Below are 15,000 nucleotides of genomic sequence, written 5' to 3'. Positions count from 1 at the left end.
AGCACCCAGACCCTCCCCACCTTCTTCCTCTCGCACGGAGGCGGTCCCTGCTTCTGGATGGACTGGGGGCCGGTGAACCCGTTCGACAACCTGGCGGCGGCGCTGCGCGGGCTCGCCGGGTCCATCGGCGCGCGCCCTCGGGCGGTGCTGGTCATCTCCGGCCACTGGGAGGAGGACGTCGTCACGGTGCAGACGAATCCCCGGCCGCCGATGCTGTTCGACTACTACGGCTTCCCCGAGCACACCTACCGGCTGAGCTATCCGGCGCCCGGCTCACCCGAGCTGGCCGCGCGGGTGAAGTCCCTGCTGGGCACCCACGGCTTCCCCGTGCGCGAGGACGCGGAGCGCGGCTACGACCACGGTGTCTTCGTGCCCTTCCTCCTCGTCTATCCCGAGGCGGACATCCCCGTCGTCCAACTGTCGCTCAAGAACAACCTCGACCCGGAGGAGCACCTGGCCATCGGACGCGCGCTCGCGCCACTGCGCAAAGAGGGCGTCCTCATCGTGGGCAGCGGGCTGAGCTATCACAACCTGCGCAACATCCCGGACCGCACCGGCGCCTCCGAGGTCTTCGACCGCTGGCTCACCGAGGCGGTGACGGACGCCGACCCGGCTTCGCGCGCCAGGAAGCTCATCCGCTGGATCGAAGCACCGGCGGCGCGCGCCGCCCATCCCCGGGAGGACCACCTGCTGCCCCTGATGGTGGCCTCCGGCGCGGCGGAGGAGGAGGTCGGCCGCATCTACTTCACCGAGACGATGAAGGGCTGGAACCTGCGCTCCTCCTCGTACCAGTTCGGAACGCTCGGCGCGTGAGGTGTGCGTCGGGGCTCAGCGCATGAAGCCCGCCACGCAGTCCTCGAAGGTCTTCAGCTCGACGTTCATCGACCGCACCCAGGCCTGGGCCTCCGCACCGAGCCTTCCGTGGACCCGGACCTCCAGGGGCTTCACGACGCCGAGCAGCGCCTGGAACTCCGGCCAGCCGGAAATCATGTGGATGTGGTCCATGACCTGGCTGCTGTCGGCGAAGGTGATGACGGCGCCAACCTCGGAGTCGTCGGGTCGGGCGTAGAACCGCACGCCGACCAGCCCGCTCACGCCTTCGATTTCCAGCCGCCGCACCGCGGCCCGGATGACCGACAGGAACGTGTCGAACGGCGCGGTCCGCTGGAGCACCTCCACGAGCGTGATGCGGTCACAGGCTGGAAGCTTCATCTCCGCGCTCCTTTGCGGCGCTCCATCTCTGCATAATCACCCCATGGAGCCTGGAGCCATGACCGCCCCCTCGCTTGCCGTTGCCCTCGTCGCCGGCTGTGCCTTGCTCGTCGGGTGTGCCGGAGCCCGGCCGAACTCCCGGACGCCTCCTTCCGAGCCCTCGGCCGCCGTGGACGCGCTCCTCGCCGACTACGCCCGCCCGGGAGTTCCCGGCGCCAGCGTCACCGTGATTCGGGACGGGAAGGTCGTGCTCAGTCGGGCGTACGGCCTCGCCCATGTGGAGGAGCAGGCGTCCGCCACGCCCGAGAGCAACTTCCGGCTCGCCTCGCTCAGCAAGCAGTTCACCGCCATGGCCGTCCTGCTGCTGGTGGAAGAGGGCCGGCTCCGGCTCGAGGACCGCGTGGTGGACGTGCTCCCCGGGTTCCCCGCGGCCCTGCGCGAGGTCCGCATCCGCCACCTGCTCCAGCACACGTCCGGCATCTGGGACTACGAGGAATTCGTCCCGGCGACCCACCCCGTGCAGGTGAAGGACCGCGACGTCCTGCAGCTCCTCTCGCGCGCGGACCGCACGTACTTCCCGCCCGGGACGGCGGTGCGCTACAGCAACTCCGCCTACGCGGTGCTCTCGCTCATCGTGGAGCAGGTGGGGGGCAGGCCTTTCGCCCGCTTCCTGCGCGAGCGCGTCTTCGTCCCGGCCGGGATGGACTCGACGGTGGCCCACGAGGAGGGTGTCTCGACGGTGGCGCGCCGCGCGTATGGGTATGCGCGCGATGCGAGCGGCTTCATCCCCAGGGACCAGAGCCCCACCAGCGCCGTGCTGGGCGACGGCGGCATCTACGCCTCCGTGGCGGACCTGGCCGCGTGGGACCGGGCCCTGGACACCCATGCGCTCGTCCGCGCGGAGACGCAGGCGCTCGCGTGGACTCCGGCGACGCTCCCGGATGGGACGACCGCTCGTTATGGCTTCGGGTGGTTCATCGACGAGGACGGCGGACGCCGCCGTCTCTCGCACCATGGCGAGACGTGTGGCTTCACCAACGCCATCGTGAAGTACCCGGACCAGCGCCTCACGGTCATCGTGCTGACGAACCGCGCGGGCGGCGAACCCTGGCGCATCGCGCAGTCCATCGCCGACCTGTGGCTCGACGCGCCGGCGAAGAATCCCGTCTGGCCCTTCGAGACGATGCCCAACGCGCATTGAGCCGAGGTGCCAATCCGCCGAGCAGGGAAGGAGAGGAGCGTTCGCATCCACGAGGAGGATTCCTGCCCGTGGAGCAACCGGGCCTCCGGTGACGCAACCTCATGAGTAGCGCGAAATCCGACCTACGCAGCAGTGTATGTGCGGAGGAGGTGACCGCGTGGCCGAAGTCCCCGAAGTGGAAATCATCGTCCGAGACATCAGGCAGGCCGTCGTGGGACGGCGCATCCTGGAGGCCGAGGTGCTCGCACCCGCCGCCGTGCGGTTTCCCTCGCCGCCCGATTTCATCGAGGAGCTGAAGGGACGCCGCGTCACCGCCGCGTACCGGCGGGCCAAGTTCATCCTGTTGCCGCTCGATGATGGGATGACGCTCGCCATCCACTTCATGCTCTGGGGGGACCTGAAGCTCGTGCCTCGCGGCTCCGAGCGGCCTCCCGCGACGCTCGTGGTCTTCGCGCTGGAGGGCGACGAGGAACTCCAGCTCACGGACACGCTGGGCTACGCGCGCGTGGCGGTGGGCCGCACCTCCGAGCTGTCCGCGCGCTTGAAGCTGGAGGAACTGGGGCCCGAGGCGCTCGACGAGGGCTTCACGCCCGAGGTGCTCGCGCGGCAGCTCCGGCGCCGGAAGAGTCCGCTCAAGACGGTGCTGCTCAACCAGCGCGTCCTGGCGGGGCTCGGCAACCGGGACGCGGACGAGAGCCTGTGGCAGGCGGGGCTCGACCCGCGCCGGCTCGCGTCCTCGCTCACCGCCGAGGAGGTGGCGCGGCTGCACCGGGGCATCCGCGTGGTGCTCGAAGAGGGGCTGAGCCTGCGCGGGTCGCAGCGGGATCTGTTCGGCGTGCAGGGGCAGGCGAAGCACCGGCGGAACGTCTTCGGCCGCACCGGCGCTCCGTGCCCTCGCTGCGCCACGCCCGTGTCACATCTGCGCATCGGCGGGCGCAACACGCACTGGTGCGGCACGTGTCAGCCCGAGCAGGGCGCTCCGGAGGCTCCCGCGCAGTCCTCGCTGCTCTGAAGTTGCGACGAGGGCGCCTCGTACCGGGATGGGGCGCTCCGGCGGGGCTCCCGCACGGCCCCCTCCGTTGTGGGAACGCGACGATGTGCCACGCTCCAGCCCAGGAGGGCGTTCCGGCGACTCCCGCTCGGTCCTTTCCGTCGTGAGAGCGCGACGGTGCGCCACGCATCAGCCCATGAGCGCTCCGGCGACTCGCGCGGTCCTCTCTGCTCGTAGACCCCGTGTGAAGCGCCGCACGTTCTCGTGGAGACGATGCGCGGCTGGTGTTAGTCCTCGGGCTCGTGCCCGCCGCATGACTCGCGGGCGAGGAGATGGCGTCATGATTCGCTCGCTGTTCCTTGCATCGTTCGCTTTCGTTGCCCTCAGCGGGGCCACGGCCACCGCTCAGCAGCAGGCTCCTGCCTCGCAACCCGCCGCTCCGAAGCAGGCACCTCCCGCGCAGCAGCCGGCCAATACCGAGGCGAAGCCCGCCCCCCAGAAGAACGAGGTCGAACTCGAGCAGGTGGCCGAGCTGAAGGAGGGCCCCGGCAACATCGCCGTCGCCGGCCGCCGCGTCATCCTCAGCATGCACCCGTTCTACTCGCCCACGCTGCGCGTGGTGGAGGTGAAGCCGGACGGCTCGCTCGCGCCGTTCCCCAACGAGCAGTGGGCCCGCGCCCCGGAGAAGGACGAGCCGGACGCGGTGGGAACGAACAAGGTGCTCGGCATCCGCGCCGACTCGCGCGGCGTGGTGTGGATGCTGGACCACGGCGGGAAGGTTCCCAAGGTTGTCGGCTGGGACACTCGGAAGAACAAGCTCTTCAAGGTCATTCCGCTGCCGCCGCCGGTGACGGCGCCCACGTCGTTCCACAACGACCTCGCGGTGGACACGGTGCACGACGCCCTCTTCATCGCGGACGTGGGCGGCGGCAAGACGCCCGCCATCGTCGTGGTGGACATCAAGACCGGCCAGGCCCGCCGCGTGCTGGAGAACCACGCCAGCGTGAGCCCCGAGGACGTGCCCATGGTCGTCGACGGCAAGCCCGTGCGCCGGAAGAACCCCGATGGCTCCGTCACCGAGCCCCGGCTCGGCATCAACCCCATCGCCATCGACCCCAACATGCAGTGGGTCTACTACGGCGCCATGCACGGCACGTCCGTGTACCGCGTGCGCACCAAGGACCTGCTCGACGCGAAGCTCACCCCCGAGCAGCTCGGCTCGCGCGTCGAGCGCTACGGCGACAAGCCCGTCAGCGACGGCATCATCGTGGGCAATGACGGCAACGTGTTCATCACCGACGTGACGGCCAACGCCATCGGCGTCACCAGCAAGGACGGCAAGTACCGCCGCATCGTCCAGGACGAGCGCCTGAGCTGGCCGGACGGGCTGGCCATCGGTGGCGACGGCAAGGTGTACGTCACCGTCAACCGGCTGCACCGCTCGGCCAACCTCAACGCGGGCGAGAACGAGTCCAAGCCCCCGTACTACGTCTTCCGCTTCGCGCAGCCTCGCGCCGCGCGTCGCTGAGTCGAGCGCAACGCCTCGGCCCGGGGCCGAGGCTCACGCCCGCCGTTGAACCAGCCGGTGGTCATGGTGCCTCGCAGCCATCCCCCCTCGCGAGAGGGGGGAGCCGCAGGTCTGCGCCGCTGCTTCGCACGGCCTCGTGCCGTGCGTTGCGGACTCGGGTCTCACACATCGAAGGCGGGCTGCTCCAGGACGCGGATGAGTCCTGCCGCGAGCCACAGCGACCCGCCAGCTCCAGACCCTGTCCGGAACGGAAGCTCCATTCCGCGGAAGCCTTCCGGCCCCGAGCCGCTCCGTCCGGAATGGCATCTGCATTCCGCTGAAGCCTGCCGGTTCGGGCCGCCCTCCGGAACGGAAGCTCCATTCCACTCAAGCGTGCCGGCTCGGGCCGGCCCCCGGAACGGAGGCTCCATTCCGCGGAGGCCCTCCGGCCACGAGCTGCCCCTGGAGTGGAGGCTCCATTCCGCGGAAGCCCTCTGGCTTCGAGCCGGCCCCCGGAACGGAAGCTCCATTCCGCGGAGACCCTCCGGCCCCGAGCCGCCCCCGGAACGGAAGCTCCATTCCGAGGAAGCCCTCCGGCTCCGAACTGCCTCCCCGGAACGGAAGCTCCATTCCGCAGAAGCCCTCCGGCCCCGAGCCGCCCCCTGGAACGGAAGCTCCATTCCGCGGAAGCCCTCCAGCCCCGAGCCGCCCCCGTCCGGAACGGAATCGCCATTCCGCATGGGCCTGTCAGGACCGCATCGGCCCGCGAGCGGCGAACTCGCCGCCTGATCACCGATGGCGGCATTCCGGCTCCGCGATGGAGGTACACAGGGGCGATGGCAGGGGCGTCGCGGTGACCGTGACGGCGAAGGGACCGCCGTTCCGTCCCCTGTGCGATTCCCTGCCGTGTCTTGAATGAATCCCATGTTCCTGTCGCTGCTTCGCGTGGCCTCGCGTGGCGGAATCGGGTCTTGCGGCTCGCGGAGGCGTGAGTCCCACGCCATCCCTGTCGTCTCGTCGCCGGGCTGCCGTCGTCCTGTCGGCGAGTACCCGCCTTGGCCATTGAACGTCAGGTCCCAACCGGTACCCACCTGACAGGTCGCCAGACCCCGAAGGTCCTGCGTGCCCCCATAAGAACGTCCCCCGGAGCGCGCGGACCCGGGTGGGCGGCGAGCCCATCCGCTGTTATGACTCGGCCGTGTCCGACGTCATCGAGCCTCTTCCTCTCGACGCCGCGCTGGCCCGCGCCAGCGAGGAGCTGGGCTTTCCCAGCTACTACCAATCCACCGTGCGCCCGCTCCTACGCAACCCCGAGGGGCGCTGGCCCCGCTGCTGCGGCGGTGGCTGCGAGCCCTGCGCCCAGACGCTCATCCGCGTCGCCCTGCGCACCCTGGAGCTGATGGGCACCCCGCGACAGGCCCCGCTGCCGGACTGAGCCCGGAGACCCTCCATGCCCGCACCGCATGCGCTGCTGCTCGTGGACGACGATGCCGCCTTCCGCAAGGTGTACGGCGGCCTGCTGCGCGAGTCGGGCTATGAGGTCGTCGAGGCCGCGGACCGCCCGTCCGCCCGCGCCGCCTTCGAGGCCCGCCCCTTCCCGCTCGTCCTGTTGGACCTGATGCTGCCGCCGGACGGCAGCGTGTCCGCGGGCCTGGAGGGCCTCGCCGCGCTGCTGAGCGCCCGGCCCGGCACCAAGGTCATCGTCGTCTCCGGAGCCGGCGACACGCGCCACACCCTGGAGGCGGTGCGCCTGGGCGCGTACGACTTCCTCACCAAGCCGGTGGACCCGGACGTGTTGCTCGTCGTCGTCCAGCGCGCCCTGGCCCGCGTGACGCTGGAGCGCCAGGTGGAGTCCCTGCGCACGTCGCTGACACGCGCGGCCGGAGACACCGCCCTGGTGGGGCAGAGCGCCCCGTTCCTCGCCTCCGTCTCCCTCGCCGAGCGCGTCGCGGCCAGCGACCTGCCCGTGCTCGTCACCGGGGAGAACGGCACCGGCAAGGAGCTGCTCGCGCGCACCGTCCACCTCAAGAGCCGCCGCCACGCCGGACCCTTCGTCCCCATCAACTGCGGCGCCCTGCCGGAGTCGCTGCTGGAGAGCGCCCTCTTCGGTCACGTGAAGGGCAGCTTCACCGGCGCGACGAAGGACCACCGCGGCCTCTTCGCCGAGGCCGACGGCGGCACGCTCTTCCTCGACGAACTCGGCGACATGACGCCGTCCCTCCAGGTGAAGGTGCTGCGCGCCCTGGAGACGGGCGACATCCTCCCGGTGGGCGCGGACCTGCCGGTGAAGGTGGACGTGCGGCTCATCTCCGCCACCCACCGCGACCTCGGACGGATGATGCAGGAGGGCGCCTTCCGCGAGGACCTCTACTGGCGCGTGAAGGGCGTGGAGGTCCACCTGCCGCCCCTGCGCGAGCGCGCGTCGGACCTGCCGCTGCTGGCGAAGCACTTCCTCAACCAGTGCGCCCACCTGTGCCCGGATGGCCGCGCCCGCCTCCTGTCGGACGCCGCCGCCGAGGCGCTCGCCGCCCACGCCTGGCCCGGCAACCTGCGCGAGCTGCGTCACGAGATGCAGCGCGCCACCGTGCTTGCCGGAGAGCGCCGTGAAATCCAACCCGAAGACCTGTCCTTCACCGGCAGCGAGCGCCCCCGCGCCAGCGCCCCCGGCGCCACCACCCTGGCGCAGAAGGTGGAGGCGCTGGAGCGCCGCGAAATCGAGGAGGCGCTCAAGCGCTGCGGCGGCAACCGCACGCACACGGCCGAGGCGCTCGGGCTGTCGCGCCAGGGCCTGCTCAAGAAGCTGGAGCGCTTCGGCCTGACGTGAGTCAGAACAGCCGCGCGCCCAGGCCCAGCCGCGTGGACCAGCCCAGCCGCGTCTCGCCCGCGCCCGGGCGCTCGCGGAACGTCTCCAGCCCCAGCTGGCCCGCCAGCAGCACCGACAGGTTGGAGCCCAGGTACACCTCCACGCCGCCCCCGCCGAGCGCCTGGAAGCGCCGCGCCTGGTCCTCCGACAACCCGATGTCCACGGGCAGGTCCACCAGCCCCAGCAGCGTCACCGTGTCCGCCACCCGGTAGCCGGCCACCAGCCCCGGCGTCACCCGCACCAGCACGCCGGAGAAGTTGAGCTCGTCCATGTACGTGGCGCCCGAGTTGAGCACCACGCCCAGCCCCAGCGTCGGCGCCAGCGTCAGCGGCCCGCGCTCCAGCACCCGCAGCCGTGCCCCCAACTCCAGCACCGCCGACAGCTGGAACCAGTTCAGCCGCCCGCGCGCCTCCATCTCGAAGCCGCCGAACCCCTGCCGGAAGCCCACGCCCAGCTCCGGCGCGCCCACGAAGCCGTAGAGCGCCGTGGTGCCCGACGGCAGCGTCACCGGCGCCACCACCGCGCCCAGCCGGTCCTCCTCCGTCGCCTCCACGGCCATGACGCGTTGCTCCCCCGAGTCCACCGTGGCGGGTTCCTGGGCAGCGGAGGTCTGGAAGGACACCAGCAGCAGCGCGGATACGAGCAGTCGGGAAGGGGAGAAGCGCGTCATGGGCGCGCACCCTAACCCGGGGACTCGCTGCCCGAAACCCAACGATTCCGGGGGCTTGTACAGAGCTGGATGATCTGTCAGGCTTGCCTGCAAAATTACGAAATCCATGGCTGCCGCGCTCTCACAACGTTTCACGCGCATTGAATCGAGCCCCTCCGCCACGGCGGGGACGCGGCGGCGCGCGTCACGTCGGCGGGCGCGGGTGCTGCTGGTGGACTCGGACACGGGCGCGCAGGCGACGCTGGCGGGCGCGCTGGCGGAGGCGGGCTTCGAGGTGTTGATGGTGGGCAGCGCCCACGCGGCGCTGGACGCGCTGGCCACCGACGGCGAGCCCCCGCACCTGGTCATCTCCGAGGTGGAGCTGCCGGACGGAGATGGCTTCAGCCTCTGCGGCCAGGTGCGCGCGGACGCTCGCACGGCGCGGGTGCCGGTGCTGCTGCTGGCGCGGCGGCAGGAGGACTTCCACAGGGACCTCGCGGGCAGCGTGGGCGCGGATGACTACCTGCCGCAGCCGGTAACGGTGCGGGACGTGGTGGCGCTCGCGAGGCTGAAGACGGGCCGGCGCACGGGTGACACCACGGTGGAGTCACACACCGGGCGGCTGCCGCTGACGGACGTGGCGCGGGCGCTGCTGGCCGGTGTGCGCTCGGGCCGGGTGGTGCTCGCGGAGGGCGAGGGCTGGTTCGCCTTCCGGCACGGGCTGGTGGTGGACGCCGTCTTCCACGGGGAGCGGGGCAACCTCGCCTTCCGGCGGATGCTGTGCTTCGGCAGCGGCGCGTACGCGGTGGTGCTCGGGCCGGAGTTGCACAAGGGCTCGTTCACCATGGACCGCGCGTACCTGTGCGAGACGGTGCTGCCGGGCCTGGAGCGCTTCGACGCGCTGCGCGCCCGGGGTCTGCCGCTGGCCTCGCGGCTGACGGTGGACTTCTCGCGGCTGGCGGAGATGTTGCCCACGTTGCCCGAGGACGTGGGCGAGGTGGTGCGCCTGTTCGACGGCCGCCGCACGCTGCGCGCCATGCTGCTGGAGTGCCCCTTCCCGGAGGCGGTGGCCTACGAGGCCTCCACGCGGCTGTTCGCGTTGGGGGTGCTGGTGCCCGCCTGTCTCGTCGAGGAGCGCGAGCGCGCCCGCTGCGGCGCCACGGTGCCCGCCTTCTTCGAGCCGGTGCTGCCGCCCGTGCCCGAAGCCCCCGTGTCCGCCGAGGACGGGGCCGGCTGCGAGGCCTCGCTGGAACTGGAGGAGGACGGCCCGGCCGAGCCGCTCACGCTGGTGGGTGGCACCCAGCCCCCCGTCATCCTCACCTTCCCGAAGAAGCCCTCGCGTACCGGGAGTGGACCGGACACCGTGGACGGGGCGTCGCGCTCCGACGACGCGGGGATTTGAGGGTTTGACTCGGCGCCCCGGGGTGCGCGACAAGGCCCGCCAAGAGGCGAGGCCCCACACCCATGTCCGGTCATAATCGCTGGTCGAAAATCAAGCGCCAGAAGGCAGCGATGGGCGCGACCAAGGGCAAGCTGTACTCCAAGGTCATCAAGGAAATCACCGTCGCCTCGCGTCTGGGCGGTGGAGACCCCGCGGGCAACGCCCGGCTGCGCGTGGCGCTGGCCGCGGCGCGCGAGGCGAACATCCCCAAGGACACCGTCGAGCGCGCCATCAAGAAGGGCACCGGTGAGCTGGAGGGCGAGAGCTACGAGGAGGTGACGTACGAGGGCTACGGCCCCGGCGGCGTCGCCATGCTCGTGGAGTGCCTCACCGACAACCGCAACCGCACCGCGGCCGACGTGCGCTCCGTCTTCGGCAAGTGGGGCGGCAACCTGGGCGCCGAGGGCGCGGTGGCCTGGATGTTCCAGAAGAAGGGCTCCATCACCGTCAAGCCCGGCCCCACCGAGGACCAGGTGATGGAGCGCGCCATCGACGCGGGCGCCGAGGACGTCATCAACCACGGCGACGAGGGCTTCGAGGTGCGCACCGCCCCGGCGGACCTGCACACCGTGGCCACGCGCCTGGAGCCGGGCCTGTCGCTGGGCGAGCAGAAGTACACGTACCTGCCGCAGAACACCGTCCGCGTGGAGGGTGAGAATGCGCAGAAGATGCTGAAGCTGATGGATGCGCTCGACGACAACGACGACGTACAGAACGTGTACGCGAACTTCGAAATCGACGAGTCCGAGATGGAGGCCCTGTCGCGCTGAGCGGCGGGGAGGGAGTGTCGACATGCGCGTGCTCGGCGTGGACCCTGGCAGCCGGTTCATGGGTTTTGGCGTGGTGGAGGAGAAGCGCGGCCGGCTGGTGCACGTGGGCCACGGCGTCATCAAGGTGGACGAGTCCGCGCCGCTGGCCGCCCGCCTGAAGGATTTGCACGCCTCGCTGGAGGCCGCGCTGGCGCGCTACCGCCCGGATGCCGTGGCGGTGGAGGGCCTGTTCACCTTCCGCAACGCGCGGAGCGCCCTGGTGCTGGGACACGCGCGCGGGGTGGCGCTGCTGGCGGCGGCGCAGGCGGGGCTGGAGGTGTTCGAGTACGCGCCCGCCAAGGTGAAGAAGTCGGTGGGCGCGGGCGGCGCGGACGGCAAGGACGCCGTGGCGCGCATGGTGCGCACGTTCCTGTCGCTGGAGGCGTCGCAGCTGGAGCGGGCGGACGCGAGCGACGCGTTGGCGGTGGCGCTGTGCCACCTCAACCATGGCCGCGCGGCGTCGCCTGCGTCTGGCACCTCGGGCCGCAAGAAGGGCGCGGCGTCGCTGCTGGCGGACCGGCTGACGCCCGCGTATCGCAGACCGGAGGCGAGATGATTTCGCGGTTGCGTGGGACGGTGCTGGAGAAGGGCGCGGAGGACGCCACCATCGACGTGGCGGGCGTGGGCTACCGGGTGAACTTCTCCGGGCTGGCGCTGGGCAAGCTCCCGGCGGAGGGCCATCCGGTGGACGTGCGCATCCGCACCGTGGTGCGTGAGGATGCCTTCGAGCTGTTCGGCTTCCTCTCGCCCGGCGAGGAGCAGGTCTTCCAGCTCCTCAACGAGGTGTCGCGCGTGGGCCCCCGGCTCGCCCTCACCGTGATGTCCGGCATGGAGACGCCGGAATTGGTGGCGGCCCTGTCCCGCGGCGAGGTGGCGCGCCTCGCGAAGATTCACGGCGTGGGGAAGAAGACCGCCGAGCGGCTCGTGCTGGAGCTGAAGGACAAGGTGAAGAACATCCACCTGGAGGCGGTGGCGCGCGGCACGGCGCCCGCTCCGGTGAGCGGCACCCAGTCCGACCTCGTCTCCGCGCTGCTCAACCTGGGGTACAAGCAGCCCCAGGCGGAGAAGGCCGCGCAGCTCGCGGGCGAGCGGCTGGGCGCCGAGGCCTCGTTCCAGGCGCTGTTCCGCGAGGCCCTCAAGGCGCTGCGCTCGGGTGGCTGATCGGCAATCGACCGGGTCCAGGCTGGGCGGTGTCGTGATGTTCGGCCTGGAGTTGCCGGCGCAACCCGCCCAGGCTCCCTTTTCCTGAGATTCCAAATCGGTCCGGGGCCCGACGGCGCCCGTGTCGGCCTGTCGGCACGGGCCGCCGGGCGTCGCGGTATGGCGGACAGCCTGAGCGTTTTCACACCTTCGTCTAAGTAGACTCTTCCCACATGAGTGACACTTTCCAGCTCCAGCGGCGGAGAGCCGTGCTCCGCCGGCGACAAGGGGCTGCTCACATGAAGTCTTGGCGTGGCGTTCCGGTGCTGGTGTCGGTGTTGTCCGGGTTGGTGGTCGGATGTGGCCCTGTACCAGAGGGAGGGGTGGGCGAGGAGGAGCGGGCCGTCCAGGAGGAGGAGCTGGTCGCCGGGGAGTGGGAGGTCTGCGACGACGTCGCGTCCCAGGTGCTCGGGATTCCACCGGGGCGGGTGAACACGGGAGGGACATTCCCGGCGCCGGTGCACGGCAACGGGCGGCTGTTCTTCCGGGCGTCGGATCTGGAGCATGGCGAGGAGCTGTGGAGCGCCACGGAGTCGGGCGTGGCCGCCCTGGTGAAGGACGTGAATCCGCGAAGCGGCGGCTCGCATCCGCGCTCTCTGACGGTGCTGGGCCGGTGGGTGTACTTCGTCGCGGATGACGGAGAGCACGGGCCGGAGCTGTGGCGCACCGATGGCACGGCGAAGCGCACGGAGCTCGTGAAGGACATCTTCGCCGGAAGGGGCGGCTCGGTGCCGGAGCAGCTCACCGTCGTGGGCGACACGCTCTACTTCACGGCCATCACCCGGGAGCTTGGCCGCGAGCTGTGGCGCTCGAATGGCACGGCGCGGGGCACGGTGCTGGTGCGTGACTTCGCGCCCGGGGAAGACTGGGTGAACATCGAGCACCTGACCGCGTGGGACGACGGTCTGTCGCTGGTGACCTCTCGCTGGGACCGGCCGCCGGTGCTCTGGCGGGTGGACAAGCAGGGACGGACGTTCCCGCTCTTCACGATGGGTTTCGGCACCATCCTCGAGCTGGAGGCCGCGGGTCGGCAGCTCTTCTTCACGGCGGACGCGGGCACGGACGAGGCGGACCTGTGGGTGACGCGGAGCACGCCGGAAACGGCGACGTGGCTGCGGCACTTCCCGGGCGAGCCCGCGGCCTACCTCACGGCGATGGAAGACTCGGTGTTCTTCGTCGCGGGGGGAGAAGGGTTCACTCCGGGGGACCCGCTCCATGGCGCCGAGCTCTGGACCAGCGACGGCACGGTGCGGGGCACGCGGCTGGTGCGCGACATCAACCCGGGGCCCAAGAGCGCGTTCTCCCTGCTGGAGAGTACGCCCCAGTTCGCGACCACGAAGGGCGTGCTGTACTTCGCGGCGGATGACGGGGGCCATGGCCGCGAGCTGTGGCGCAGCGATGGAACGCCCTGGGGCACGTGGATGGTGAGGGACCTGGTCCCAGGCGAGGGCAGCGGTGCCCCCGAGCAGCTCTCGGCCGACAGCGGCCAGGTGTTCTTCTCCGCGGCCACTCCCGCCAGCGGACGCGAGCCGTGGTCCAGTGGTGGCCACTTCTGGGACACGAAGCCGCTGCGGGACATCGCGCCGGGGACGGCGTCCTCGAACCCGAGCCACTTCGTGCGCTCGGGCTGGGAGGTCTTCTTCATCGCCAACGAGGGCACGGCGGACCAGCGGCTGTGGTCCGTGCCGGTCCGCCCGACGCGCTCCTGCGGCGAGCGGACGCGCTGAGCCTCGGGGACCGGCGCCGGCGCTACGCCGCGCGCCGGGCCGAGGGCGTGGGGCGCACGTCGCCGAAGTTGGGCGCCGGCAGGACGATGGTGGGCGACAGGGCCGGCGCCAGCACGTGCGTGGTCAGCTGCGAGGACGGGTGGAAGTTGACGAACGCGCCCTCCACCGCGGACGTGCCGGCGAACAGCTTCTCCACCACCATGGACGAGTACTGGTCCAGCGAGTCCTCGCGCGTGTTGCCGTTGAGCACCACCTCCCAGCCCATGTGCTCCGCGTGGCGGCGCACGCCGGGGATGGCGGACTGCAGTGGCGTGTAGCACTCGGTGGCCACGCCATTCTCGCTGACCACGAAGACCTCGCGCGAGGTGGCCACCGCCAGCGACATGTTGCCCTGCGTGTGCCCCGGCGTGCTGAGGAGGGCCGCGCCCTGGCCCAGCCACACGTCCCCGTCCAGCAGCACCACGCGCTCGCGCGGCACCTCCGCCCCGCCCGGCACGAACCACACTGTCTGCATGGGGTGCAGGTCCTTCACCATCTCCCACTCGGCGCGCTGCACCAGCAGCTTCGCCCGGGGGAAGTACGCCTGCATGCCGTCACCGCCCAGCCAGCCGCGCAGGTCCTGGATGTGCAGGTGGTCGAAGGCGATGTAGTCCACGTCCGCGGGCGTCAGCCCCAGCGACGCCAGGTGGCTCTGCACCGTGCCGTGGCGCGTGGACATCACCTTGTCGGAGACGAACGCGCCGTAGCGCTCGCGCAGCGCGCGGTAGAAGGGCGCCGCCACGCCCTTCTCGTAGTCGGAGGGGTTGAACAGCAGCGTGCGCCGCTCGCCCTCGCGGTCCACGAACTGCACCACCTGCATCCGGTTGGTCATCATCACGTACGGCGCCGGGGACAGCGCCGCGCCGCTGAAGGCGAACTGCGCCGGGTACGGGAAGGTGACGAGGTCGCACGTGGCCACCGCCGCCACCGGGCCTTCCCTGACGAAGGCCTCGCGTGCATCCAACGCCGCGCGGCGCAGCTTCTGCAACTTCACCCCCGGCACGGACTCGGCGCGCGCGCCAGCCAGGGAGGGGAGGGGACGAAACGCAGGGCTCGAGCTCATGGATTCACCACCGGGTCAGGTCGAAGACCGTCTTGACGGATTGGAACTTCGCACGCGCGAGATTCGCCTCAATCGCCTCCTGGTAGCGAGAGAGGGGGAAGGTGTGCGTGACGAGAACGGAACAGTCCGGGCCTTCCTTCCGGGCGAGCAGCTCCAGCACCAGGTCGAAGGTGTGCCGGCGCTCACCCCGGAAGCTCTCCGGGCCGTAGACATAGGAGCCGAGCAGCGTCAGCTCGTTGCGCCACACCGTCGTCCAGTCCACCCGCTCCAGGATGCCCGCCGCCCCCACCAGCACCAC

General features: G+C 71.0%; 14 protein-coding genes and 1 pseudogene. 11 read left to right on the top strand and 4 right to left on the bottom strand.

Going from position 1 to position 15,000, the window contains the following annotated elements; genetic code table 11:
• On the top strand, positions 1–813 hold an 813-nt coding region (locus tag HG543_RS41645; RefSeq protein WP_169350500.1), incomplete at its 5' end, for a DODA-type extradiol aromatic ring-opening family dioxygenase.
• Positions 814–828: 15 nt separating this feature from the next.
• Here the strand turns inward: HG543_RS41645 and HG543_RS41640 are convergent.
• Positions 829–1,212 carry a hypothetical protein gene (locus tag HG543_RS41640; protein ID WP_169350499.1) on the bottom strand — a complete coding sequence of 128 codons (384 nt, stop codon included), beginning with the start codon at positions 1,210–1,212 and terminating at the stop codon, positions 829–831.
• A gap of 58 nt (positions 1,213–1,270) precedes the next feature.
• Here HG543_RS41640 and HG543_RS41635 point away from each other — a divergent pair, with 58 nt between their 5' ends.
• The 5 genes from HG543_RS41635 (at position 1,271) to HG543_RS41615 (ending at position 7,735) form a co-directional block, all read left to right on the top strand.
• A complete protein-coding gene (locus HG543_RS41635) occupies positions 1,271–2,413 on the top strand; it encodes a serine hydrolase domain-containing protein (RefSeq protein ID WP_246357673.1) in 1,143 nt (380 codons plus the stop codon).
• A gap of 157 nt (positions 2,414–2,570) precedes the next feature.
• The gene (gene mutM / locus HG543_RS41630; RefSeq protein WP_171818745.1) at positions 2,571–3,425 is read left to right on the top strand and encodes a DNA-formamidopyrimidine glycosylase; all 855 of its coding nucleotides are present in this window, start codon (positions 2,571–2,573) and stop codon (positions 3,423–3,425) included.
• A gap of 319 nt (positions 3,426–3,744) precedes the next feature.
• Positions 3,745–4,932, top strand: a complete 1,188-nt coding sequence (locus HG543_RS41625) for an L-dopachrome tautomerase-related protein (RefSeq protein WP_169350496.1) — start codon at positions 3,745–3,747, stop codon at positions 4,930–4,932.
• A 1,177-nt stretch (positions 4,933–6,109) separates the two neighbouring features.
• The gene (locus tag HG543_RS41620) at positions 6,110–6,346 is read left to right on the top strand and encodes a hypothetical protein (protein ID WP_169350495.1); all 237 of its coding nucleotides are present in this window, start codon (positions 6,110–6,112) and stop codon (positions 6,344–6,346) included.
• A gap of 15 nt (positions 6,347–6,361) precedes the next feature.
• Positions 6,362–7,735, top strand: coding sequence for a sigma-54-dependent transcriptional regulator (locus HG543_RS41615; RefSeq protein ID WP_169350494.1), 1,374 nt, complete (start codon positions 6,362–6,364; stop codon positions 7,733–7,735).
• Position 7,736: 1 nt separating this feature from the next.
• Here the strand turns inward: HG543_RS41615 and HG543_RS56600 are convergent, their stop codons facing one another.
• A complete protein-coding gene (locus HG543_RS56600; RefSeq protein WP_169350493.1) occupies positions 7,737–8,444 on the bottom strand; it encodes a hypothetical protein in 708 nt (235 codons plus the stop codon).
• A gap of 106 nt (positions 8,445–8,550) precedes the next feature.
• Here HG543_RS56600 and HG543_RS41605 point away from each other — a divergent pair, with 106 nt between their 5' ends.
• The 5 genes from HG543_RS41605 to HG543_RS41585 all read left to right on the top strand — a co-directional run bounded on the left by HG543_RS41605 (position 8,551) and on the right by HG543_RS41585 (position 13,600).
• Positions 8,551–9,825 (top strand): response regulator, encoded by a 1,275-nt coding sequence (locus HG543_RS41605; protein WP_169350492.1) that lies wholly within the window; start codon positions 8,551–8,553, stop codon positions 9,823–9,825.
• 62 nt (positions 9,826–9,887) lie between these two features.
• On the top strand, positions 9,888–10,634 hold the full coding sequence (locus HG543_RS41600; RefSeq protein WP_169350491.1) for a YebC/PmpR family DNA-binding transcriptional regulator: 747 nt from the start codon (positions 9,888–9,890) through the stop codon (positions 10,632–10,634).
• Between the two features lie 22 nt (positions 10,635–10,656).
• A complete protein-coding gene (gene ruvC, locus HG543_RS41595) occupies positions 10,657–11,229 on the top strand; it encodes a crossover junction endodeoxyribonuclease RuvC (protein ID WP_169350490.1) in 573 nt (190 codons plus the stop codon).
• Positions 11,226–11,834 (top strand): Holliday junction branch migration protein RuvA, encoded by a 609-nt coding sequence (gene ruvA / locus HG543_RS41590; protein ID WP_169350489.1) that lies wholly within the window; start codon positions 11,226–11,228, stop codon positions 11,832–11,834. Before ruvC ends, ruvA begins: the two co-directional genes overlap by 4 nt.
• A gap of 278 nt (positions 11,835–12,112) precedes the next feature.
• On the top strand, positions 12,113–13,600 hold the full coding sequence (locus HG543_RS41585; protein ID WP_169350488.1) for an ELWxxDGT repeat protein: 1,488 nt from the start codon (positions 12,113–12,115) through the stop codon (positions 13,598–13,600).
• A 22-nt stretch (positions 13,601–13,622) separates the two neighbouring features.
• Here the strand turns inward: HG543_RS41585 and HG543_RS41580 are convergent, their stop codons facing one another.
• Together HG543_RS41580 and HG543_RS41575 are read right to left on the bottom strand one after the other, a co-directional pair.
• Positions 13,623–14,702, bottom strand: coding sequence for an MBL fold metallo-hydrolase (locus tag HG543_RS41580; RefSeq protein ID WP_169350487.1), 1,080 nt, complete (start codon positions 14,700–14,702; stop codon positions 13,623–13,625).
• Between the two features lie 4 nt (positions 14,703–14,706).
• Positions 14,707–15,000, bottom strand: a pseudogene (locus tag HG543_RS41575) (zinc-dependent alcohol dehydrogenase); the annotation flags it as partial.

Origin of the sequence: Pyxidicoccus fallax (assembly GCF_012933655.1) — a bacterium.
GTDB classification, from domain to species: Bacteria; Myxococcota; Myxococcia; order Myxococcales; family Myxococcaceae; genus Myxococcus; species Myxococcus fallax.
This window is presented reverse-complemented; position numbering and strand designations above follow the sequence as displayed.